This is a genomic window from Streptomyces sp. CA-135486 (assembly GCF_050936555.1).
In the GTDB taxonomy this organism is placed as follows: Bacteria; Actinomycetota; Actinomycetes; order Streptomycetales; family Streptomycetaceae; genus Streptomyces.
Genome location: NZ_JBNJMM010000001.1, coordinates 3,255,440 through 3,279,050 on the forward strand (window position 1 = coordinate 3,255,440; position 23,611 = coordinate 3,279,050).

The 23,611-nt window shown below is 68.4% G+C and carries 18 protein-coding genes; 10 read left to right on the forward strand and 8 right to left on the reverse strand.

Going from position 1 to position 23,611, the window contains the following annotated elements:
• Positions 1 to 11: 11 nt before the first annotated feature.
• The 6 genes from ACQEVG_RS14805 to ppk2 all read right to left on the reverse strand — a co-directional run bounded on the left by ACQEVG_RS14805 (position 12) and on the right by ppk2 (position 6,756).
• The gene (locus tag ACQEVG_RS14805) at positions 12 to 2,537 is read right to left on the reverse strand and encodes a Pls/PosA family non-ribosomal peptide synthetase (RefSeq protein ID WP_432982679.1); all 2,526 of its coding nucleotides are present in this window, start codon (positions 2,535 to 2,537) and stop codon (positions 12 to 14) included.
• Positions 2,538 to 2,897: 360 nt separating this feature from the next.
• A complete protein-coding gene (locus ACQEVG_RS14810) occupies positions 2,898 to 3,569 on the reverse strand; it encodes a hypothetical protein (protein ID WP_432982682.1) in 672 nt (223 codons plus the stop codon).
• A gap of 102 nt (positions 3,570 to 3,671) precedes the next feature.
• A complete protein-coding gene (locus ACQEVG_RS14815) occupies positions 3,672 to 4,181 on the reverse strand; it encodes a flavodoxin domain-containing protein (protein ID WP_432982685.1) in 510 nt (169 codons plus the stop codon).
• Complete coding sequence (locus ACQEVG_RS14820) at positions 4,178 to 4,897, reverse strand: helix-turn-helix domain-containing protein (protein ID WP_432982688.1); 720 nt, start codon at positions 4,895 to 4,897, stop codon at positions 4,178 to 4,180. The genes ACQEVG_RS14815 and ACQEVG_RS14820 overlap by 4 nt, the downstream gene beginning before the upstream one ends.
• A 225-nt stretch (positions 4,898 to 5,122) precedes the next feature.
• Entirely contained in the window at positions 5,123 to 5,788 is a 666-nt protein-coding gene (locus ACQEVG_RS14825) for a DUF4389 domain-containing protein (protein ID WP_432982691.1), read from the reverse strand.
• 146 nt (positions 5,789 to 5,934) lie between these two features.
• Positions 5,935 to 6,756, reverse strand: coding sequence for a polyphosphate kinase 2 (ppk2, locus tag ACQEVG_RS14830; RefSeq protein WP_432982694.1), 822 nt, complete (start codon positions 6,754 to 6,756; stop codon positions 5,935 to 5,937).
• A 23-nt stretch (positions 6,757 to 6,779) separates the two neighbouring features.
• Here ppk2 and ACQEVG_RS14835 point away from each other — a divergent pair, with 23 nt between their 5' ends.
• From ACQEVG_RS14835 to ACQEVG_RS14870, 8 genes are all read left to right on the forward strand, one after another.
• Positions 6,780 to 9,164 carry a phosphoketolase family protein gene (locus ACQEVG_RS14835; RefSeq protein ID WP_432982697.1) on the forward strand — a complete coding sequence of 795 codons (2,385 nt, stop codon included), beginning with the start codon at positions 6,780 to 6,782 and terminating at the stop codon, positions 9,162 to 9,164.
• Between the two features lie 571 nt (positions 9,165 to 9,735).
• A complete protein-coding gene (locus ACQEVG_RS14840) occupies positions 9,736 to 11,229 on the forward strand; it encodes an APC family permease (protein ID WP_432982700.1) in 1,494 nt (497 codons plus the stop codon).
• A 36-nt stretch (positions 11,230 to 11,265) separates the two neighbouring features.
• Complete coding sequence (locus ACQEVG_RS14845) at positions 11,266 to 12,240, forward strand: hypothetical protein (RefSeq protein ID WP_432982703.1); 975 nt, start codon at positions 11,266 to 11,268, stop codon at positions 12,238 to 12,240.
• A 6-nt stretch (positions 12,241 to 12,246) separates the two neighbouring features.
• Positions 12,247 to 14,004, forward strand: coding sequence for a phenylacetic acid degradation protein PaaN (gene paaN / locus ACQEVG_RS14850; protein WP_432982706.1), 1,758 nt, complete (start codon positions 12,247 to 12,249; stop codon positions 14,002 to 14,004).
• An 847-nt stretch (positions 14,005 to 14,851) separates the two neighbouring features.
• On the forward strand, positions 14,852 to 15,958 hold the full coding sequence (locus ACQEVG_RS14855) for an extracellular solute-binding protein (RefSeq protein WP_432982709.1): 1,107 nt from the start codon (positions 14,852 to 14,854) through the stop codon (positions 15,956 to 15,958).
• Positions 15,959 to 15,960: 2 nt separating this feature from the next.
• The gene (locus ACQEVG_RS14860) at positions 15,961 to 16,833 is read left to right on the forward strand and encodes an ABC transporter permease (RefSeq protein ID WP_432982712.1); all 873 of its coding nucleotides are present in this window, start codon (positions 15,961 to 15,963) and stop codon (positions 16,831 to 16,833) included.
• Entirely contained in the window at positions 16,820 to 17,656 is an 837-nt protein-coding gene (locus tag ACQEVG_RS14865; RefSeq protein ID WP_432982715.1) for an ABC transporter permease, read from the forward strand. The genes ACQEVG_RS14860 and ACQEVG_RS14865 overlap by 14 nt, the downstream gene beginning before the upstream one ends.
• Before the next feature lie 5 nt (positions 17,657 to 17,661).
• On the forward strand, positions 17,662 to 18,786 hold the full coding sequence (locus ACQEVG_RS14870; RefSeq protein WP_432982718.1) for an ABC transporter ATP-binding protein: 1,125 nt from the start codon (positions 17,662 to 17,664) through the stop codon (positions 18,784 to 18,786).
• A gap of 278 nt (positions 18,787 to 19,064) precedes the next feature.
• On the opposite strand, the gene ACQEVG_RS14875 is transcribed toward ACQEVG_RS14870, so the two are convergent.
• The gene (locus tag ACQEVG_RS14875; RefSeq protein ID WP_432982721.1) at positions 19,065 to 19,517 is read right to left on the reverse strand and encodes a YbhB/YbcL family Raf kinase inhibitor-like protein; all 453 of its coding nucleotides are present in this window, start codon (positions 19,515 to 19,517) and stop codon (positions 19,065 to 19,067) included.
• A 264-nt stretch (positions 19,518 to 19,781) separates the two neighbouring features.
• Here ACQEVG_RS14875 and ACQEVG_RS14880 point away from each other — a divergent pair, with 264 nt between their 5' ends.
• Positions 19,782 to 21,260 (forward strand): glutamate--cysteine ligase, encoded by a 1,479-nt coding sequence (locus ACQEVG_RS14880; RefSeq protein ID WP_432982724.1) that lies wholly within the window; start codon positions 19,782 to 19,784, stop codon positions 21,258 to 21,260.
• A gap of 237 nt (positions 21,261 to 21,497) precedes the next feature.
• Positions 21,498 to 22,748: an MFS transporter gene (locus tag ACQEVG_RS14885; protein WP_432982727.1), complete on the forward strand. Its 1,251-nt coding sequence runs from the start codon at positions 21,498 to 21,500 to the stop codon at positions 22,746 to 22,748.
• Here the strand turns inward: ACQEVG_RS14885 and ACQEVG_RS14890 are convergent.
• Positions 22,723 to 23,595 carry a helix-turn-helix domain-containing protein gene (locus tag ACQEVG_RS14890; protein ID WP_432982730.1) on the reverse strand — a complete coding sequence of 291 codons (873 nt, stop codon included), beginning with the start codon at positions 23,593 to 23,595 and terminating at the stop codon, positions 22,723 to 22,725. The genes ACQEVG_RS14885 and ACQEVG_RS14890 overlap by 26 nt on opposite strands.
• Positions 23,596 to 23,611 lie beyond the last annotated feature (16 nt).

The window sequence follows — 23,611 nt, forward strand, 5'->3', positions numbered from 1 at the left end:
GTCTTCCCCGTTCACTCACCGGCTGCAGGCCGATAGTGGGCATCTCGCGTCTCCGTGGCTGGGTTCCCTCCCCACCGTGCGTGCGGGGGGATTTCCTCGCCCTTCATGAGGAAGGAGTCGGGGGCGAGCACTGCGCCGTCGCCCATCGTCACGCCGTAGTGGACGTGGGCGCCGACACCGAGGGTGCAGCCGACACCGATCGTGCTGCGGTCGGACTTGAAGGTGCCGTCCTCCTGCGAGTGGCACTGGATTTTGCTGCCCGCGTTGAGCGTGCAGTCGTTCCCGATGGTGGTGAGCGTCCGCTCCGTCAGATAGCAGCCGTCGTCGAAGACCCTGCTGCCGAGCCGGACGCCGAGCATTCGCCAGATCACGTTCTTGAAAGGGGTGCCGTTGAAGACGTTGAGGTACTCGTCAGGCACCTTCCAGAGGCGCTCGTGCCACCAGAAGTACGGGTCGTAGATGGAGCACAACTGCGGCCTCAGCGCTCGGAATGCCGCGATGCCACGCTCCACCAGTACGAAGTAGACAGCGGTGAACCCAAGGGTGAGCGCCAGGGACGCGGCGATCACCAACTGCCCGAAAACGCCGTACAGATCGACGGCCCCAAGGCCGAACACCGTGAGCACGAAGACATGCAGCCACCGCACGAACAGGAAGAAGCCCATCGTGCGGATGTTGTAGCGGTTCTTTGCCGCGAGGTTGCGGCGTTTTTCCTCCCCGGTCCGGAGATGGTCGAATCGGCTGTCGCGTTCCACCGATCGGGGAATCTCGAAGCAGGGCGATCCGAGCAGGCCCACCCCCTCGCGGACCGCACCGTCGAGCGGAATCATCACCTTCGTCGCGAGGAGGCAGTTGTCGCCCGTCCTGGCCCCCGAGGGAAAGGCGATGTTGTTCCCAAGGAAGTTGTGTGGCCCGATCGACGCTCGGGACACGCGGAAAGACGTGCTCGAGAAGTCGGCATTGACGATGGAGAGCCCGTCGGCGACCATCGTTCCGCTGCCGACAGAGCTCAGATACGGCGTCTCGTGCTGCACTTCCGTGCCGAAGTTCGACCCGGTCTGCTCAACATGGGACAAGTCGTATCCGAGGCCGCGCAAATAGTGGACGATGTACGAGCTGTCGCCGAAGAGCCATTTGAAGAACTTGACGTTGGTCATGCGCGCGATCGCCCGGTGGGCCGAGTAATGGAGTCCATACAGCGGATAGACCTTGTCCGGCTCGACCACCAGATTCAGCAGGCGCGGAACGGTGAGCATCATGGCGAGGCCCACGACGACGAAGCCGAAGAACAGCACCACGGAAAGGACCAGCGCGTCGATGTAGAGCCTGATCGACGTGAACCCCACCGTGCCCGGACCCAGCAGATTGCCCACCGCCGGAACCTCGGTCACCAGCATGTACGCGCCCCCGACGGTCAGCGGCACGTACAGGAAGAGCAACTGGAGCACGGTGAGGAGGCCGAAGCCGGCCCGGCGCAGCGTGCCGCAATCAGTCGGCGCGATTCTCACGTAGTCAAGTTCCGTGCGCTGTGCCGGGGATCCGTGCCACCGCTGGCCGTCCGGGACCACCTGGCCGCTGTGCAGCGTGGACGTGTGGCCGAGCTGCGCCCCGTCGCCCATCGACGTGTCGATGTCGAGCACGGTCTTCTCGCCGATGAACACGTCCTGGCCGAGGGTGACCCGGCCAGTCTGGATACGCCCGGCGTGCGCCCGGTAGCAGAGGAAGAACGAGTCTTTGCGGATCACCGTACCGGCGCCGATCGTGAGCAGGTCGGTGCAGACCGGAACGGTGGGGGAGAGGATCGTGACGCCCTTGCCGATCCGCGCGCCGAGGGCACGCAGGTACAGCACGTACAGCGGATTGCCGACGAAGAAGATCATCGGGTTGGCGTGGACCAGCGCCTTGACGGTCCAGAAGCGCAGATAGGTCAGACCCCAGACCGGGAACTGGCTGGGTTTCCAACGACCGATGAGGATCCATTTGGCCGCGATCGGGAACATGCACAGGCCGACGAAGCCGGCGCCGCCGAAGAGGAGCGACCGCAGGTAGATGTCGCCCACGCCTGAGCCGGTGGAGACCCATTCGTAGCCTCGGGCTGTGACAAGTCCGGTGAGAAAGCAATATCCGAGGAAAATCAGGAACTGCAGCGTTCCGCAGAGGACGTACTGCAGGGTGCCGGCCGGCGTCACCACCTCGGTCGACGCCGGGGCCGACGACTCGACAGGAGTGGGCGCTGTGTCCGCGAGCGCCGTAGCCAGGCTTCGGATCGTTGGATGCCGGTAGATGTCCTTCATCGACACCGAGGGCAGCTCCGCCCGCTTCCTGACCCGGGCGCAGAAATGCGCCATCACCAACGAGTTGGCGCCGAGGTCATCGAAGAAGTGGCTGTCGGCCGGCACCTGCTCCACGCTCAGGACGTCAGCCAGCACCTCGGCGAAGTCTGTCTCGACGCCGGTCTTCTGGCCGGTGTCCCTGCGCTTGGCGATTGCAGATTCATCCGGCCCGGCCGTCAAGACTTCGACGGATATTTCCTCCACGCGCGCTCCTAGCGGAAAATTCGACCACCATCGGCGATTGCGGTCGGCGCTCTGTCCTCGCGCTCGTCAATGGGCAGTGCGAGTAATCCGGAAACCACGAGGTCGTGGGCTCTTGTCCGGTCACAGGACCGTGCCTTCAGTCTCCGCCGTCCACTGTTGGGTCGCCACTCGAACTCGATCGCACCGGCGCGGCAGAGCTTTCGACGATGCCAGCGGTCCTCGGTGCCGGCCGCCTGGACGACGCCCCGATCTCGTCGTTGCAGAGGGCCGCGGCCATTGGGCCAATCGGGGGGTGCCGGCGAACCGCCAACCATCGGCAGACCACTCACGAGAGGCACTCCTACGCGATGACGACACCCCTCACGTCTCATCCCTTTCCGTTTCCGTGCCTTGCACCCGGACCGGGCCCGGCCGGTCCGGGTGCTCCGCGGCCGTCTTCACCGACCGCAGCGCTGCCCGCAGGACGATGCCGACGCCCGGCGAGACGAGTGTCCAGTAGCGGCCGAAGCGGGCCGTGGACTCCGGGTCGGTGCACACGGTGCGTGCTTCGTAGACCAGCAGGGATCGCCGCGTGCCGTAGGGATGGACGGTGAAAGCGGCCGCCATCTTGGCCCAGCCGGGCTCCTCGAAGCCGGTGAACGCCGCCGGCTCGATCCGGCGCCATTCGATGGCTGGCTTCCACACCTTGCCGACGGCTCCGAAGGCGAGTTCCCGTCCCGGGGTCTCGCCCAGCGCCACCCAGGGCTGGTTCTGGTCGTGCGTGTCGACGTCGAACAGATCGGCCACCCGCATGGTCGGCGGGGCCGGCAGGGGGCGCCGACGAAGCCTGTCCGGCACCCCGCGTGCCCACATGACCATGTCGAACAGCGGCGAGTGAATGGTGAGAAGGTCCAGCCGGCGCGTCGCTTCGTACACCGCGGAAGGTGTGGCGTCGATCATCAGGCATTCCAGGCGGCTGAACCGGAAGTCCTGCAGCGCGCTGTCGAGCAGCAGGGGAGCGGCAGCCGTGTCCGTGGTCGGGTCGGCGCTCATCAGAAACCTCCCAGGCCCGGTACCGGGCCGATATCTCACGTGTGAGGTGTCACAAGCGTGACACCGTCTCGTGGCCGCCGAGGGTGCCGACACGGCGGCCCGTCATCCGTAGGTCAGCTCCCGCACGATCTCCGCCGCCCAGGTGTCGATGGCCGGCCAGTCACGGAAGTCGCCGTACCGGCCGCCCATCAACCGGAAGCCCACACGCCCGGTGAAAGGCAGGTGCTCCCGTGCGATGACGCCCGACAGAAGCCGGTGCCCCTGGTAGGGGATGTTTCCCGGCAGATGCGCGGTGATGACGGACTCTTCCTTGTTCGCCATGCCTTTCCACGGCCCGCGCAGCGCGCTCGGCATCCCCACACTGAAGATCCACACAGGACGCACGCGGAGCAGTTCGCTGTTGCGGCGCAGAAAGTCCTGCGCCGGTTCGAGCCAGGCCTGACCGTGGACCGCGCTGCCGAGCACGAACGCCTCATACGCGTCCGCGTCCTCGACGTCGGCCAGGGACCTGACGTCGGCCTTCAGCCCGGTCTCGCCGAGCCGCGCGCCCAGGCGCTCCGCGATCTCGCGGGTGGAGCCGTGTGCGGTGGCGTATCCCACCAGAAGGTTCATGTCCTGGGGTCTTCGGAGGGAGGCACATGGGTCTGCCTGACGTGGATCCGGCGCCCCGTGAGGCGGGTGGGCGTGATGGTCAGCCACAGTCCGCGGTTGCCTCCCGCCCAGGGGGTGGTGGCCGCCTGTTCCTCCAAGTGGCGCACGGCTTCGGCGTCGGTGACGGTACGTGCGGGGCCGACGACGAGAACGCTCCAGCCCTGGCTCAACGCATCGTCGATGTGATCCACCTCGAAGGCGACCTCTGTGCCTGCCGCCGCGGCCGGAACGGCATCCGGGGCTGTTCTGTACGCCACGATGTCGTCCATGACGAGGTAGTTGACGGGAACAATGGCGGGTCCGTCAGAAGTGGACACCGCCACCCTGCCCACGCCATGCGTCAACAGCCGCTCACGGCACTCCTCGGCGGTCATTTCCACCAGTTCCGAGTGGTAACTCGCCTTGCCGATGCCCGGCGGCAGATCCATGCCGCCCCCGGTCAGCTCGCCCACCGTGGTTTCCAGCGCGTCGGCCAGGCGCAGCAGGAAGCCGATGCCCGGTGCGCCGGCCCGTTCCTCCACGTACTGGAGGTAGCCGGGTGCCGATCCTGCGCGCCGGGCGACGTCCTCACGGGTGAGCCCAAGCTCCTCACGGCGCTGTGCAACCCGACGGCCGATGTCGCCCCCTGCCGTGCTGTACTGCTGGTTGGGCGAGCCACCCAGCTCATTCTCCGACATGCGCAACACATCCCTCGGTGATCCACGACGCTCCGTCGCGCAGCGGTGTCTCTTCCAGGTCCAGCCTCCGCCGGAAGCAGGCCGCCGTACAGGCCGGTTGGTGCCCGAAAGGGGTCAATCGGCCCAGCCCCGCGGCGCACGGCCTGCCAGGCGCGGTGTCGCCCGCTCTCGCTGTTCACCCCTGACGGCCGGATTCAGCGGCGCATGGGCTTCAGGGCGCCACGTTCAATACCGCGGCAGAGGCGGGGCAGCCGGCTCGGAACCGCCCATGTCCAGCCTGAAGGGCGGATAGGCGTCGGTCATCAGGCTCGCGTAGGCAGCAACCCGCAGAACCCAGCGGTTGAGTCCGATGACGAGGTCGAACAGGTCCTTCGGATACTTCTCGGTGAAGGCAAGGATGACGGCGGCGATGATGGCCAGCACGGAGACCAGCCCACCGTCCCACCAGCCGGCCCGGTATCCGCCGACGAAGAAGCCGATCACGATGTAGTGCGGGATGGCGAGCAGCCACCACTTCACCAGGACAAGGCCGCGCGACAGTCGCTCCGGGTAGACGATGTCCAGCCGTGCCGGATAGCCGGGCTCCGCCCCGAGACTGAACGGCGGGTAGCGGTCGGTGGCGAGTGCGCTGTACCCGTAGTAGGAGACCCGCCAGGTCCAGCGCAGCACCCCGACGTTGAAGTCGAACAGCGGCCGAGGGTAACGCTCGGTGATCAGAATGGCGAAGAACGCGACCACGCTGACCAGCAGGAAGGCGATCCACAGGAAGAACAGCACAATGTAGTGGGGGATCAGGAGCAGCCATTTGACCAGCCACAGCCAGCGCGACAGCGGTGAGTCCAGCGCTGCTTCCACTCTTACCGGGTCGTACGCCGCAGGAGTCGTAGTCATGACTGTCAGCTCCTTCGTACACAGGACCGCGCAGGCGAGGGCCTCCTTTCAGGTTGGCGGCAATCAGGCCCCGGCGCGAGTTCCGGACAGGCTGCTGCCAGGTGCTCGGCGAGGATCACCCCGCCGAGGTACGGGAACACCTGGTGTCAGTCCAGCAGCCCCGCCGCGTGGTCGGGCACGTAGGACTGCAGATCGCGCGGCGGCCGTTGATAGCCCGTGGCGGGCGGCCGCGGCGGGAGCTCGAGTTGCGGTGGTGGCACATCGCGGTATGGCACGGTCGACAGCAGGTGGGCGATCATATTGAGCCGTGCCCGGCGCTTGTCGTCGCTCTCGACGACATTCCAGGGTGCCTCCGCGATGTCCGTATGGACGAACATCTCGTCCTTCGCCCGGGAGTACGCCTCCCAATGGGTGATCGACTCCAGGTCCATCGGCGAGAGCTTCCAGCGCCGGGTGGGATCTTCCAGCCGCCGCCTGAACCGCTCCTCCTGTACGGCGTCACTCACCGAGAACCAGTACTTGCGCAGCAGAATCCCGTCCTCCACCAGCATCCGCTCGAAGATGGGGCACTGGTGAAGGAAGCGCTGGTGTTCCTCCTTGGTGCAGAACCCCATGACGTGCTCGACGCCGGCCCGGTTGTACCAGCTCCGGTCGAACAGGACTATTTCCCCGGCGGCGGGAAGGTGTGCGGTGTAGCGCTGGAAGTACCACTGGGTGCGCTCGCGTTCGGTGGGCTTGGGGAGCGCGACGATGCTCGCCACCCGAGGATTGAGATGCTCCGTGACCCGCTTGATCGTGCTGCCCTTGCCGGCCGCGTCGCGCCCCTCGAAGACGATGACCAGCCGGGCGGCTTCGGCGCGCACCCACTCCTGGAGTTTCACCAGCTCCGTCTGCAGCCGGAGCAGCTCACGCTCGTACAGCGCACGCGGCAGCTTCGCGGGCTGCTTCGGTCCCTTCTTGAGTGCCATGCAACGACGTTATGGAGGAAATCGTGTCCAAGGTCAAGCGTCAGCACCGCACCGCACTGCGCGCCGAGGAACTGAAGGCGCTCGACGCGCACTGGCGGGCCGCGAACTATCTCGCGGTCGGCCAGATCTATCTGATGGGCAATCCGCTGCTGACCGAGGAGTTGCGTCCGGAGCACATCAAGCCGCGGCTCCTCGGCCACTGGGGCACCTCACCCGGTCTCAACCTGGTCCACACCCATCTCAACCGGGTCATCAAGGCCCGCGACCTGTCCGCCGTGTGCATCTGGGGTCCGGGCCACGGCGGTCCCGCTGTGCTCGCCAACTGCTGGCTGGAGGGCAGCTACTCGCAGACGTATCCGAACGTGAGCCGGGACGAGGCCGGCATGGAGCGACTGTTCAGGCAGTTCTCCTTCCCCGGCGGAGTGCCCAGCCATGTCGCACCGGAGACACCGGGTTCGATCCATGAGGGCGGTGAGCTCGGCTACTCGCTCGCGCACGCCTACGGCGCCGCGCTCGACAACCCGGAGCTGCTCGTGGCCTGCGTGATCGGTGACGGCGAGGCCGAGACCGGGCCGCTGGCCGCGTCCTGGCACTCCAACAAGTTCCTCGACCCGGTGCACGACGGCGCCGTGCTGCCGATCCTGCACCTCAACGGCTACAAGATCGCCAACCCGACGGTCCTCGCCCGGCTGCCCGAGGCCGAACTCGACGAACTGCTGCGCGGATACGGCCATGAACCGCTGCATGTCACCGGCGCCGAACCGGAGGCGGTACACAAAGCGATGGCGGCGGCGATGGACGAGGCCCTGGACCGTGTCTCGGACATCCAGCACGACGCCCGCAGCAAGGGCAGGACCGCCCGCTCACGCTGGCCGATGATCGTGCTGCGTACACCGAAGGGCTGGACCGGGCCCGCCGAGGTCGACGGCGTCCCCGTCGAAGGCACGTGGCGCGCCCACCAAGTCCCCCTCGCCGGCGTCCGGGAGAACCCCGCTCACCTCGCCCAACTGCAGGCGTGGCTGCGTTCGTACCGTCCGGAGGAGCTCTTCGACGAAGCAGGCCGGCCCCGGCCCGAAGTGCTGGCCTGCGTTCCCGAGGGGGAGCGCCGGCTCGGCGCCACGCCGCACGCCAACGGCGGGCTGCTCGTCCGCGACCTGCCCATGCCGCCGCTGGAACACTTCGCCGTTCCCGTCGACAAGCCGGGGGCGACCCTGCATGAGCCCACCCGTGTCCTCGGCGGTCTCCTCGCGCAGCTCATGGCGGACTCCGCCGAGCGCAGGGACTTCCGCGTCGTCGGCCCGGACGAGACCGCCTCCAACCGGCTCCAGGCGCTCTTCGACGTCACAGGCAAGGCGTGGCAGGCGCAGACTCTGGCCACCGACGAGCATCTCGAGCATGACGGCCGGGTGATGGAGATCCTCTCGGAGCATCTGTGCCAGGGCTGGCTCGAGGGCTATCTCCTGACCGGCCGGCACGGGCTGTTCTCCTGCTACGAGGCGTTCGTTCATATCGTCGACTCGATGGTCAACCAGCACATCAAGTGGCTCAAGACCTCGCGGTCCCTGTCGTGGCGTGCGCCGGTGGCCTCCCTCAACTACCTGCTCACCTCGCATGTGTGGCGACAGGACCACAACGGCTTCTCGCATCAGGACCCGGGCTTCGTCGACCACGTCCTGAACAAGAGCCCCGAGGTGGTGCGGGTCTATCTGCCGCCGGACGCGAACACCCTGCTGTCGGTGGCGGACCACGCGTTGCGCAGCCATGACTACGTCAATGTGATCGTCGCCGGGAAGCAGCCCACTTTCGACTGGCTCACCCTGGAGGAGGCCCGAACCCACTGCGCCCGCGGCGCGGGAGTGTGGGAATGGGCCGGCACCGAGAACGGCGGCCGGGAACCCGACGTGGTGCTGGCCTGCGCCGGAGATGTCCCCACCCAGGAAATTCTCGCCGCGGCAGGCCTGCTCCGCGCTCACCTGCCGCAGCTTGCCGTGCGGGTCGTCAATGTCGTCGACATGGCCCGGCTCATGCCCAAGGAAGAACACCCGCACGGCATGCCGGACTTCGAGTACGACGCGCTGTTCACCCGCGACAAGCCGGTGATCTTCGCCTACCACGGCTACCCCTGGCTGATCCACCGCCTGGCCTACCGCCGGACCGGCCACCCGCACCTCCATGTGCGCGGCTACAAGGAAATGGGCACCACCACCACGCCGTTCGACATGGTCGTACGCAACGATCTCGACCGGTACCGACTCGTCATGGACGTCATCGACCGCGTCCCCGGTCTGGGGGTGCGCGCTGTGGCGCTGCGGCAGGAAATGGCCGACGTGCGCACCCGCCACCACGCCTGGATCCGGGAGCACGGCACCGATCTGCCGGAGGTCGCCGAGTGGACCTGGCCGGGCTGATCGCCCGGCGCCCGACCCGCGCGGGCCGCATCAGACTTCGTCGGCCGCCGTCGGTCCAGGTTCCCCTTCGGGATCCAGGTCGTACCGGACCAGCTCCCGCCTGGCCGCCGGCATGACCGCTGATGCTGGGAAACCACGCTGCCCGGGTGTCTTCGCGGCAGGCGACGTCAGGAGCGGCTGCGTCAAGCGAGTGGCCTCCGCCGCGGGCGCCATGGCGCTACGCCTCGTCCACGAGCACCAGGCGCAGGATGGCCGCCTCGTCCGCGCGCCCAGGTAGTCCGCCTCGGCTCGGCCCGAGGGGCCGGCGTGAATGTGGATATTCCCCTGCTCGAACGCTTGCAAATCGACATTCATTTCGGCAGGATCTGTCGGGTCCGTGCTGATCGGCCGCATATTTGGCTGTCATCTCGCCCGTGGGTCGCCGAAAAACCACACACCCTGAGCTGTTCGTCAGCCCCCGGGCGGGCCGCTGTCCCACGTGAGAACGGCCCAGGACTCCGCCTCGTCACACAGCCGGCTGAGGTACGCCCCTGCCGTTGCGCCTCCTCTCCGAAAGGCACGTTCGTTGAGCATGAAATCCGGCACCGGAGGGGGCCTGCGGGCGGACGCCCTCAGCACGTACGACACGGTGGTCATGGCCGTCGCGGGATGCGGTCCGGCGTACACGGTTGCCGGAACGATTCCCGCGCTGATCGCCGCCGTCGGTGTGGCGAGCCCCGCCGCTCTGCTCTACTGCGCGATACCGGTGATCGGCATCGCGCTCGCCTACCGCCAACTCGGCCGTGTGGACCCCAACGCGGGAGCCGCGTACAGCTGGGTGGCCCGATCGCTGCACCCCTTCCTCGGGTTCCTGTGCGGCTGGTCGCTGGTGGTCGCCTGCACCGTCTTCATGGCGTCCAGCACCGTGCCCGCCGGCAATGCGACGTTGTCACTCGTCGCGCCGAGCCTGGTCGGTGATCCCGTCCTGGCCGCGGTCGTGGGTTCGGGCTGGTTCCTGCTGATGGCCGGGGTAGTGGCGTACGGAGCCCGCATCGGGGCCCGCGTGCTGACCGTCATCACTGCCGTGCAGCTGGTGCTGCTGATCGGTTTTGCGGTGGCCGCGCTGCTCTCCGACGGGAGCGGGACGGAGTTCTCCCTGTCCTGGTTCGGCTTCAGTCATTTCGAGGGGCAGGACTCCTTTGTCACGGGCGCGCTGATCGCCACGTTCGCGTTCTGGGGCTGGGACGTGACCAGCAATCTGGGTGAGGAGACCCGACGCGGCTCGCGTGGTTCGGGCTTCGGCGGAGTCATCGGTGTGGTGCTGGCGTTCCTGCTCTTCGCCCTGGTCGCCGTCGCGGTCAATGTCCTCATGACGCCGGCCGCCGTGTCGAGCACCCCGGACGGCATTCTGATCGCGCTCGGTCAGCAGGTCTGGCCGGGTGTGGGCGGCACGCTGCTCGTGCTCGCGCTGCTGCTGTCCACGGTCGCCATGCTGGAGACCGCTCTCATCCAGGCCAGCCGCACCCTCTTCGCCATGGGCCGGGACCGCACCTTCCTCCCCGCGTTCGGCCGTATTCACGCCAAGCGGCATACGCCGTGGGTGGCCACAGCCGTCATCGCGGTCGCCGCCGGCACGCTCGCCATCGTCGAGGCCGCTCGGCTGGAGCCGGGCGAGTCGCTGCTGTCGGACGCGGTCAGTGGCGTGGGTCTGCAGGTCACCTTCTACTACAGCCTCGCCGGGCTGGGCGCCGTCGTCGTCCACCGCAAACTGCTGCGCACCTCCGTGTCCAACTTCCTCTTCATGGGCCTCTGGCCGTTGGCCGGCGCGCTGTTCATGCTGTGGATCATGATCGAGTCGGTGGCCTCGCTGAGCTCGTCGGCGCTGACCATCGGGTTCGGCACGCTCGCCCTGGGGCTTTTGCCGATGCTCGCCGCGTGGCTTCGGCAGCGGCCGTACTTCGAGCCCGGGCGTCTCGACGCCGACCGGGCGCGTGCCATGGACGACTCCTTCGGGGGCGCGGATTCGGACGAGACACACCTCGTCAACCTCGCCAGGAGCCGCGACGAACTCCTCACGGACTTCTGACTTCCAGTTCCGCCTTCTGATCAAAGGACGCCCGCCATGGCCCCGGCCTGGACCCGACGACGCTCCGCGGCACTTCACTACGACCAGACCTTCGGCGACAAGGCGTTGTCCGACGCGTGCGAGGACATGGTCATGGGCCGCTGGGAAGGCGCACACGACCTGCTGGCCACCGGCCCCCACAAGGACTGGGACCGGCGCAGCCACCGTATCCGGCTGCTTGCCCACACCGCCGCGGACAAACGGATCGTGGAGGCCTGGCAGACCGCCCAGCCGAGCAGCGCGGACGCCCTCGTGCTCCGCGCGGACACCGAGGTGATGCGGCACTTCGCAGCCGCCCGCACGGGAACCATGCCGAGCCCCGGGAGTCTGGACCGCACGGCCCACATCTGTCTGAACGCCTCCGAGGCCTTCCCCGACGACCCTCATCCCTGGGTGTCGCTGATCACGCTGGGCAGGCTGTACGAAAGCGGTACCCACTCCATGAACCGGTGGTGGCCGGAACTCCTGGCCCGGGATCCTTACCACCGGGAGGCGCACCACCAGGCTCTGCGCTACATGTCGGCGCGCTGGCACGGCTCGCACGGCCAGGCGTACACCTTCGCCCGTGACTGCGCGGTCTACGCTCCGGCCGGCTCCCCGTTGCTGGTCATGCCGCAGGTCGCTCGCGCGGAGGAGTTCCGTCATCGCACCGAGACGGAGGGGACCCGGCCCCACACGTTGGTCGGTTACTGGGCGGGGGAGCGCTGGGACCTGGTGGAAACCATGGAGCGTTGGATAGCGGTCCGCTCTCCCCACGAGGCCGCGCAGGACGTCGCCGATCTGAACCATCTTGCCCACGGTCTGGCGCAGGCCGGACTTCTCGTCGAGGCCGCGACGGTCTTCGACCTGCTCAAGGGGCGAGCCACCCGGGCGCCGTGGTCGTACACGGGCGACGCGGAACAGGAGTACATGCGCTGGCGCGACCGATCGTCCCGCGCGGCTGCGGGGCATGCGGATCACCGGAAAGGCTGATGTCTGATGCGTACCGGCTCCTTCGAAGAGCGCAGCCTGCTGGAGCAGGCGGTACAGGCTGCGGTGAACGGCGCGGGTTTCACACCGTTCACCGAGGGGCCGGCCGGAGCTGTCGACCGTCGCAGAGGCGCGGCGCACAGCGCGGGAGCGGTGTTCCGGTCGATGCTCGGGCAGGACTTCGGCCTGGGGCAGCCCGGTGCCCGGGAACGGGTGGGGACCGAGTCGTCTCCGTACGGCATCGGCCTGGGTGTGCGCTATCTCCGTTCCGAACCCGGTGAGTTGGTGCGGGCGGCGGTGCGGGCCACGGCCGGCTGGCGTGCGGCGGGACCGCGGCGCCGGGCGGAGCTCGCGGTGGAAATGCTCTGCCGGCTCCATGACCGCAGCCATGAGATCGCGCACGCGCTGCACCACACCACCGGGCAGGCCTACGCCACGGCTCACCGGGCGGGCGGTCCGCATGCGCAGGACCGGGGACTGGAGGCCGTGGCCCACGCGCTGGCAGCGTCGTTGCGGACCTCGGGCGCCGGGTACGGGCCGCGGCTCGCCGAGAGGGGCGGCCCCCTGCGGATGGACGTCCCACCGGACATGGACGGCACCCGCACTGTCGTACCGCGCGGTGTTTCCCTGCTCATCGGCTGTCCGGACTTCCCTACCTGGAACGGCTATCCGGGCCTCTTCGCAAGCCTGGTGACCGGGAACCCGGTGATCGTCAAGCCCCATCCGCGCGCCGTGCTGCCGCTCGCCCTGACCGTACAAGTGGCGCGGGACGTGCTGAAGAAGGCAGGGCACGATCCCAACGTGGTGACGCTGGCGGCGGAGAAGCCCGGCGAGCAACTGGCGTCCCGGCTCGCGACCGATCCCGAGGTCCGCGTCATCGACTTCACCGGCTCGGTCCGCTTCGGCGACTGGCTGCGGCGCAACGCCCGTCAGGCCACCGTGTTCGCCACATCGACGGGAGCCGGCACGGTGCTGGTGGACTCCACCGACGGCTACCGCAGGATGCTGCGAGAGCTCGCGCTCTCGCTTTCGCTCTGCAGCGGCCAGAGTTGTACCGCCCCGCAGAACATCCTGGTGCCCTCCGCCGGGATCCGCACCGACGAAGGTCACAAGTCCATAGGGCGGTTCAGCGTCGACCTGAGCCGTGCCGTCAAGCGGCTCCTCACGGAACCGCGACGTGCGGCGGGGATTCTCGGCGCGATCGGCAGCGACCGCATCCGCACCTCGCTGGCACACGCGGCCGGATGCGGGATGGTGGTGCATGCCTCAGCGCCGGTCGCACACCCCGACCATCCGGCAGCGGACATCCGCACTCCGCTGATCGTCCGACTGGAGTCACACGACGAGCAGGTGTACTCCCGTGAATGGGCCGGGCCCGTCTCCTTCGTGATCGCCACCGAATCGACCTCGCACAGCCTGGACATCTTCCGCCGCACCGCGCGCAGACACGGCGGCCAGTACGCCACGGTCCACTCGACGGACCCGCTGGTGCTGGGGGCCGTCGAGATCGCAGCATTGGACGCCGGGGTGCATCTGTCGGAAAACCTCGCCGCGAGCGTCTTCATGGACCAGTCGGCGGTCTATGGCGATTTCTGCGGTACGGAGGTGTCCCCGGGCGCGCACAGCGCCCTCGCCGACCCTTCGTTCATCACCGGCCGCTTTCGCGTGGTGCAGGCTCGCCGCCCGGCCGTACGGGGAGAATCCCGGCCGCTCGCCGACGCCGAATGCGCGAGTGCCGGCAGACATCAGGAGACTGTCGCGCAGTGACGCGCCGATTCCAGGATTGTCAGGGTTAACGCAATTCCTTGACGCGAATGAAGGAAGCGGCGCTGTAGTGCGCGGTCGGCCACGTCGAATCCTTTGATTCCAGGGGCGCAATAACGGGGAAACGGGTCCGTGTGACGTCCGAACCCAGGCTGGTGCGGGGGAGCGTGCGGGGGCGGTGCCGTACGGCCTGTGCGGGGGTCACCCGGGGCCGCGAACGGTCGACTGCCGTCTCGCGGTACGAAACCTAGGCCGGGAGCCCAGCGGGCTGGAAGTGTACGTTCCATCCACTGGCCGGCCACTCAGTGGATGTCCTGCACATTCTGAAACGACCCTGAATCCGTGCGAACTGCCTGAAAGGGGCGCCCGTTCTGCCCTGGCTGCCCTCTCCGGTGCCATGGCCTCCCTCTCCGGTGGCGTGTCCGGCTCTGCGTCCGCGGCCGCTCGGCACCGCGCATGATCCCTGGCCGGCATCGGCGATACCGCCGGGCGGCCGCCAGGGCCAACTCCGTGTCAGGGACAGGACGCTGGGGGCGGCCTGTGACCAGCACAGGCATTTCCGGAAAACAATCGTTGACGGGCAGAGGACCGAACCCTATGGTTTGCGGCACGCGGTCGGCGGTGTGACGCAGCCATCGCGACGAATCATGGATCGTTCGAGATCTGAAGGTTCGCGACGCGCCAAGGCATAAGCGGAACCCGCAAAGCCTCGGCGATTCGTCGACGGCCCAGCAGTGCGGCCACTCTCCCCACTCCGCCAATGACGGCGTAGATCCCCCCTTTGCTCAGCCTGAAATTGTCATCGCCCGATTTCCGCATGCGTGGAAATTCCCAGAGAGGCCGTGCCGAAATGACGCAGCCAAGGACACCCATCACCCGGCGGTCGATACTGAGGACGGGAGCAGGTGCTGCGCTGGCGGTCCCGTTCGCGGGAAGCCTGCTCACCTCCTGCAGCACCAAGTCCGCCAACACCGCGCCGCCGAACAAGACCGTGACGGTCACCTCGTACGGCGGCTCCTACAACGACCAGTTGACGAAGACCATCCTGAAGCCGTTCGAGAAGAAGACGGGCATCCGCTCGACGCTGCTCGCCAACACCAGCCTGGCGGCGCTCAAGACGCAGGTGCAGTCCGGCGACGTGCAGTGGGACCTGGTGGAGCTGACGGCTCCGGAGTACGTCCAGGCCGTCAAGGAAGGGCTGCTCGAGAAGTTCGACTACGACATCATCAGCGACAAGGGGCTGCCTTCCTACGCGAAGGCGGAGTACGGCATCAAGTACCTGAGCTTCCTGTTTGTGATGGCCTGGGACCAGAAGCACATCCCGGACGCGCAGGCACCGAAGAACTGGACCCAGTTCTTCGACCAGGGCAGATACCCCACCAAGCGCTCGGTGTACGGACAGCTCTCGGACAGCTCCGTGCTGGAGGCGGCGCGGCTGGCCGCGGGAGTCCCGTTCGACAAGATCTATCCGCTGGATGTGGACGCGGCGCTCAGTTACCTTGCGCAGCACCCCGGACGCGAGAAGCTGATCTACCACACGGCCAACCAGGAGCCGGTCCAGCAGTTGACTTCGGGCGAGGTCACGCTGTCGACCAGCTTCAACAACCGGATCAGCGCCGCCCGCAAGGACGGAGCCCGGCTGAACTTCTCCTCCTCCAACGCTGTCCTCGCGGGCGACTACTTCGTCGTTCCCAAGGGCGCGAGGAACAAGGAGGCGGCGTTCCGGCTGATGAACTTCATGAGCAACGACGCCGACGCCGGGGCCGACTTCGACCAGACGACGAACCTGACGCTGGCCAACACCCCCGCGCTCGCGAAGCTGCCCGCCGCTGTCGCCGACACTCTTCCCACCAGCCCGAAGCTGGCGGACAGCCTTCTGGTGCGCGACGACGCGTGGTGGGCGGAGCACCTCAAGGCGACGGAGCAGAAGTTCAAGCTGTGGCAGGCGGGCAGCTGACAATGCCTCTCGCCGCCGCGGCGCCTGTGCAGGCCCGCGCCACCTCCCGCGGACGCGTCTTTCGCGTCCGCGGGGCGTGGTTGCTGCTCCTCGCGCCGATCGCCGCTTTCGACGCCGTCCTGTTTCTGACCCCGCTGGGGACGCTCGTGTCCTCCAGCCTGCACAACAGTGCCTACCAGCGGGTGCTCGAAGACCCGCTGGTCATCAGGTCGTTGATCAACACCTTTGAGATCAGCGCCGTCTCCACGCTCGCGACCGTCGTGATCGGCTATCTGCTGGCCTGGGCGATCTGGCGCAGTGGCGCGCTCACGCGGGTCGTTCTGTTCGCCCTGGTACTGCTGCCCTTCTGGACCGGAGTCCTGGTGAAGAACTTCGCCTGGGCGGTCCTCCTGCAGGACAACGGTCTGGTGAACGCCGCCCTGCAGGGACTGGGGCTCACCGACCACCCGCTGACGCTGCTGCACAACCGGTTCGCGGTCGTGGTGGGGATGGTGCACTACCTCCTGCCCTACGCCGTGTTCCCGATCTTCGCCGCGCTGGCCGCGATCGACAACCGGCTGGAGCTGGCCGCGCGTTCGCTGGGCGCGGGTGAGCTGTCGGTCTTCCGCCGGGTCATCCTTCCGCTCACCGTGCCGGGCGTTTCGGCCGCGGGGCTGCTGGTGTTCATCATCAGCACCGGCTTCTTCATCACACCGGTCGTGCTCGGTGGACCGGGAGACCAGATGATTGCCAATCAGATCGACTTCTACGCCATGGAGTTGACGGACTTCGCCGGCGCATCCGCGCTCGCGCTCGTGCTGACCGCCATCGTGAGCGTGCTCGTCGCGGTCTACCAGCGGGTCCTGCGTGCGGGAGGTGCCCATGAAGTCGGCTAGTTCCCGGTTCTCCCCGGCGCTGCTCGCCGCCGTACCGGTCTTTGTGTTCCTCGTCGTGCCCACCGCGATCGTGGTGCCGATGGCGTTCAACCACAGCCGGTACATCACCTTCCCGCCGGATCAACTCTCCACCGACGCGGTCACCGGGTTCTTCGGCGACACGGCCTGGATGTCGGCGGTCGCGGCGAGTCTGCAGGCCGCGGCCATCGCCGTGACGCTCGCGGTGCTGCTGGGCGGCAGTGCGGCAGTGGCCCTGCACGGACGCTCGTTCCGCGGCCAGTCAGCGGTGACCGGGGTGATCCTCGCCCCGATGATCGTCCCCGCCGTGGTGCTGGCGCTGGGTTTCTACCAGTTCTTCAACTCCGTAGGACTGGTCGGCACGATTGTTCCGATCGGCCTCGCCCACGCCGTGATCGCCACCCCGTACGCGTTCCTCACGGTCCGCGCCAGCCTCTCCGGACTGAATCCGGCCCTGGTGCGCTCCGCGCAGAGTCTGGGAGCCGGCACACCGTCCGTGGCACGGTTCGTCTACCTCCCGGTCATCCGGCCCGGTCTCATCGCAGGCGCACTGTTCGCCTTTTCCGTCTCCATCGACGAGACGGTGATCGCCCTGTTCCTGCAGTCGCCGAGCGCGACGACGCTGCCGGTGAAGATGTTCACCGACATCCAGTACAACCTGACGCCGAAGATCGCTGTCTCCTCGGCCATGTTGGTCACCGTCGCCACGCTCGGACTGCTCGTGCAGGTCCTCTTCATGCTCCGCCGCCGTTCCATCGCCCGGATGCTGCCGTTGACGACGGTGGCCGCCGACCAGACAGGGTGAGCTCCATGACAACCTCCGCCATGCTCCCGACCGCTGCCTCGCCGGTGGTGGGCAAACAGCAACAGGGTTCCATCGAACTGCGCAGCGTGCGCAAGACCTACGGCGATGTCGCCGCGGTCGACGATCTCGATCTGACCGTGCAGCCCGGCGAGTTCGTCACCCTGCTCGGCCCCAGCGGTTCCGGCAAGACCACCACCATGATGATGGTCGCCGGCTTCGAGGAACTCACCTCCGGCACGGTGCTGATCAACGGCGAACCGGTCGACAAGCTGCCGCCGAAGGACCGCAACCTCGGTGTGGTGTTCCAGAGTTACGCCCTGTTCCCGCATATGAGCGCCCGGGAGAACGTCGAGTTCGCCCTGCGCATGCGCAAGGTCAAGCCGGCGGGGCGGCGCCGGCGGGCCGAGGAGGCCCTCGAACGGGTCGGTCTGGCCAAGCTGGGCGACCGCCGCCCGCGTCAGCTGTCCGGAGGACAGCAGCAGCGGGTCGCGCTGGCCCGCGCCCTGGTCTTCAACCCGTCGGCGCTGCTCCTGGACGAGCCGATGGCGGCGCTGGACAAGCGGCTGCGCGAGCAGATGCAGGAGGAGATCAAGACCATCCAGCGGTCGCTCGGGATCTCCGTACTGTTCGTCACCCACGACCAGGACGAAGCCATGTCCATGTCGGACCGAATCGTTGTGATGCGCGACGGCAGGATCGTGCAGCAGGGCGCTCCCGAGGACGTGTACGCGCATCCCGCGACCGACTGGGTGGCCAACTTCCTCGGCGACACCAACCTCCTGCCGTGCACCATCGTGGAACGCTCCGGCGACACGGCCGTCGTCGACCTCGGCCCGCTCGGGACCTGCCGGGTACGGGACCGCGGGGCCACCGGCGACCGGTACGCGGTGTCCATCCGCCCGGAGCATCTGGCGTTCATTCCCGCCGAACGGTCTCAGAACAGCGTGAAGGGCAATGTGGTGTCCTCCACCAACCTCGGCGCCACCATCCGCCACCGCCTGCGGGTGGGGGAGCAGGAGCTGTTGCTGCGGGAGATGTCCCCGAGCTCGCGCTCCGCCGCCGAAGTCGAGGCGGAGGTGTGCGTCGGCTGGGACCAGGACCACGCCCAGCTGCTCGTTCTCGATTCCTGACAGCACTTTCGCCGGCAGTTGCTCCCGGCGTCCGCACGGCATGAAACGTCACGTTCCGACCGCCGTCCGGACGCCGGGCGCCCGGTGGACGAAAAAGACGCCCGCCGATGAGATCGGGGCGGCGCTGCATCTGGGCGACCCGAACACGGCCATCCTCGACGCCCGCTCCCGTGAGGACGTCCGTGACGCTCGGCTCGCTCGTCGACATGCCCATTGCCAAGGCCGGGACAGTGGAGCACGTCTGAAGCAGGAGGCGGCCGCGCGTCGTCGTGGATGCGTCAGCGCTGATACGTGCCCACTAGCGTGCCGTCGTCCAACGTCCGCCCCTCCAGGGCCCGGTGCACGGAGTCGGACGACACGCGGCCATGGAGGGGCAGCGGCTCGGACACGGCGAACAGCCGGAAGACGTAGCGGTGCGCCCCGTGACCCGGTGGAGGCATCGGCCCGCCCCAGCCCACCCGCCCGAAGCCGTTGGGCCACTCGCGGCCGCCGGGAGGCCCCACCCCCTCCGCCACACCGGAACTCTCCGGGGCGATGCCGGTGACCAGCCAGTGCAGGAATGTCCCACTCGGCGCGTCGGGGTCCTCGCAGAGCAGCACCAGCTCCTGTGTCCCGTCCGGCACCCCGGACCAGGTCAGGGGAGGCGAGACATCGTCCCCTTCCCCGCTGTACCGGCGGGGGATCGTCGCGTGGTCGCCGAACGCCGCGCTTGTGAGCTCGATTCCGGTCATGTGCGCCGCTGTACCCGGAAGGGCTCGGAAGGCACCGGTCCGGTCGGCAAAACACCCGATCGGCCCGTACGGCCTTTGCGCCCCGCTACCTACGGTCACCGCAATGGGGGCGCGATGAGCGGCACTCTTTGTGATCACACTGTGCGTGCGGTGGACGTCGGGGGACGGGCGAGGGAGCGTGGAGGAGGCGCCTTCACTGGTCCGGTCGGCCGGGTAGTGGGACGCTTGGAGAGAGGTGTCTGCCGAGGGGACTCGGGAGGGCCGATGGGCCGAGATGTCCCGGCGCGGGTCTTCACACGTGACGACCGCCGCCAGTACCGGATCAAGATGCAGGAATGCCTCGACGCGTTCGCGCAGATGCTGCGTGAGTCACGGTTCGAGTTCGAGCGGCCCCAGGTCGGGCTGGAGATCGAGCTGAACCTGGTGGACGAGCGGGGCGAGCCGACGATGCGCAGCACCGAGGTGCTCGAAGCGATCGCGGACCCCGCCTGGTCGAGTGAGCTGGGCCGGTTCAACCTGGAGATCAATGTTCCGCCGCGGCGCCTGACGGCCGGCGGTCCCGATGCGTGGGAGAAGGAGATCAGGGACGCGCTCAATCACGCGGATGAGCGGGCCGCGGCGGTGGCCGCGCATCTGATCATGGTGGGAATCCTGCCGACTTTGCGGCAGGAGGATGTGGGTGAGGCGGCGCTGTCCGAGAATCCGCGGTACCGGCTGCTGAACGAGCAGGTGTTCGCGGCCCGCGGCGAGGATCTGCGGATCGCCCTGGACGGAGAGGACCGGCTGCGGACGTACGCGGACACCATCACGCCCGAGGCGGCCTGCACCAGTACCCAGTTCCACCTGCAGGTCTCGCCGGGCGAGTTCGCCGCCTACTGGAACGCGGCGCAGGCGATCGCCGGGGTCCAGGTGGCCCTGGCCGCGAACTCGCCGTTCCTGTTCGGCAAGGAGCTCTGGCACGAGACACGTATCCCGCTCTTCGAACAGGCCACCGACACCCGGTCGGAAGAGATCAAGGTGCAGGGGGTGCGGCCCCGGGTGTGGTTCGGAGAACGGTGGATCACCAGCGTCTTCGATCTCTTCGAGGAGAACGTGCGCTACTTCCCCGCGCTGCTGCCCCTGTGCGACGAGCAGGACCCGAAGCAGACCCTGGACGGCGGCGACACCCCTGAACTGGCCGAGCTCACGCTGCACAACGGCACGATCTACCGCTGGAACCGCCCGATCTACGCCGTTGCTCACGAGAAACCGCATCTGCGGATCGAGAACCGGGTGCTCCCGGCCGGCCCGACGGTCGCCGACGTCCTCGCGAACGGTGCCTTCTACTACGGGCTGACGCGCGCGCTGGTCGACGAGGAACGGCCGGTCTGGTCACGGATGTCGTTCTCGGCCGCGGCGGACAACCTGCACACCGCGGCGCAGGACGGGATCGACGCGCGGCTGTACTGGCCCGGCATGGGCGAGGTGCCCGCCTCCGAACTGGTCCTGAGACGTCTGCTGCCGCTGGCGCACCAGGGACTGGAGCACTCGGGCATGGACGCGGCCTGGCGGGAGCCGCTGCTGGGGATCATCGAACAGCGGTGTGTCTCCGGTCGCAACGGCGCGGTGTGGCAGAAGGAGATGTTCCACCGCATCTACGACACCACCCATGTCGGGCACCATGAAGCGCTGCGGCTGATGACCCGGCAGTACATCGACTACATGCACCTCAACGCGCCGGTACATACCTGGCCCGTCGAGTGATCCCGCTCGCCGATCCGGCCTGACCCGAAAGACACCCCCCAGCGCGAGCGCCGCCAGCCTGTGAGCTGTGGTCACAGCATGAATGCCTGTCTGGCTGACGCCCGGCGGTCGGCCGAAGATGGCCGGGCCGGACGGCCCCTTCCCACCGGAGTCGCATGACGCGCCGCCGGCCCCGGCGAGGGCACCCCTGTGCCGGGACGCGGCTCCGCCCTGATGCCCGACAAGGTGGTGATCCGCTTGAGCAGCATCTCCGATGCCCCTACCGGCCAGGCCGACGAGACCGGCCAGACCGACTCCTTCGACTGGCTGCGCTATGCGGGCGTGTTCGCGCTGCTGTTCCTGTTCGGTACCGAGACGTTCCTGGTCTCCCCGCTCCTGCCGACGATTTCCGACGACATCAAGGTGAGTGAGGCCGCCGCGGCTTCCAGCGTCACCGCGTACGTACTCGCGTACGCGATCGCCGCGCCCTTCCTCGGCCTGCTCAGTGACCGCTTCGGCCGCCGCCGGGCGCTGGTGGCGGGAACGGCGCTGTTCGTCGTGTCCAATGCCGCTGCCGCCCTCTCCACGGGCCTGACGCTGCTGGTGGTTTCGCGTGCGGTCGCCGGGCTCGCCGCCGCGGCGGCCGGGCCCGCGATCTGGGCCCATATCGCCGAGACGGCGTCCGACCGGGTCCGCGGACGTGCGCTCGGCCTGGGAATGGCGCTGTTCTCCTGCGGCCAGGTCGTCGGTGTGCCGCTCGGAGGTCTGCTGGCCGGGGTGGCGGGCTGGCGTTCCGCCTTCTGGGCGCTGGCCATCGGCACCGCCGCGGCTGTTCCGCTGCTGCTGCGCCAAGTGCGGCCCACCGCCGTACAGGACGTTCAGGTGGGAGCTCTCAAGGGCGTGCTGGCAGCGTGGGGTATTCCGACGCTCCGCAAGGCACTTGTGGTCAACACGGTCTTTCACGCCGCCAACCTGGGCGCCTACACCTTCCTCGGGGCGCTGCTGGTGCACCGCTTCGGGCTCTCGGTTCAGGCCCTGGGGCTGATCGGTGTACTGGTCGGCGCGGGCAGTGTGGCCGGTTCGCTGCTCGGTGGACGGCTGGGCGACCGGGCCAGGGCGGCGGGGCGCACCGATCTGCCGCTGCTCGCGCTGTGGGGTCTGCTGCTGGCGGTGGGCATCGCGCTGTCGGCGAAGGGACCGGGCCTCGTGCTGGCGCTCGCCGGGATCGTGGTGTGGTTCGTGGCGAGCGGCGGATTTGTCACCGATCAGCAGACGCTGGCCGGCACGGCCGCACCCGAGCTGCGCGCCACCTCCAGCGCCTGGCTGACCTCCACGATGTACGCGGGCACCGGACTCGGCGCCTGGGCGGTCGGCGCGTTCGCCGATGTCTCGGCCGGAACTCTCGCCGTGGGCGCGGGCCTCGCTCTGCTCGCGGCCCTCGGTGGTCTGCTGCTCAGCACGGGGCTGCGCAGGGCGGCGGCGGTCAGCCGGCCCGCAGGTCAGGAGTAGCGGGTACGGCGCGCAGGGTGCCGTCGGAGAGGGCCGCCATCCGGGAGCGGTCCTCCGCCGAGCACGGGGTGAACAGCAGGACCAGCGCCGACGGGTCGTCGACCGGGTGGAAGGACGACAGCGACAGCTGCATCCGCTGCCCGGTCCGCGGCTCCACCGTGACCGTACGGGCGGTCAGTTCGGCCACCGAGTGGCAGCCCCACCAGTGGCTCAGCTCCGGCACGTCCTCGCCCAGATGCCGGTAGACCTCACTCGTCCTGGCGTCGGCCAGTGCGGGTCCGGCCTGGGCGCGGAAGTGCTGGAAGACGTTCATGGCCAGCGGCTCCCAGTCGTGCAGAACCGCACGTAGCCGCCGGTCGGCCGCGATCAGCCACATCAGATTGCGGCGCTCGGCCGGAACCGCCTCCGGGGCGCCCCACAGGGCGCCCCAGGAGGCGTTCCAGCCCAGCAGGTCGAAGTACTGGTCCACCAGGACCGCCGGGCTCGTCGGCCATGAATCGAGCACCGGCTGTACTGCCGCGGCCAGTTCGCCGTGCCCCTCCTCGTCGGCAGGCCCGACGGGTTCGTGATAGCCGGCCAGCCGCATCGCATGCCGCAGGCCCGCCGCGTCCAGCCGCAGCGCCCGGGCGACCGCCTCCAGGACCTGCCGGGAGGCGGTCACCCGGCCCTGCTCCAGCCAGGTGTACCAGGCAAGGCCCACACCCGAGAGCGAGGCCACCTCCTCGCGGCGCAGCCCCGGGGTGCGCCGTCGGGCGGTGGCCGTCAGGCCCACGTCGGCCGGCTTCAGCAGTTCGCGGTGGGCCCGCAGAAAGGCCCCGAGCTCCGGTCCGGCATGGGGAGTTGACATGGTGTACGGCTCCTCG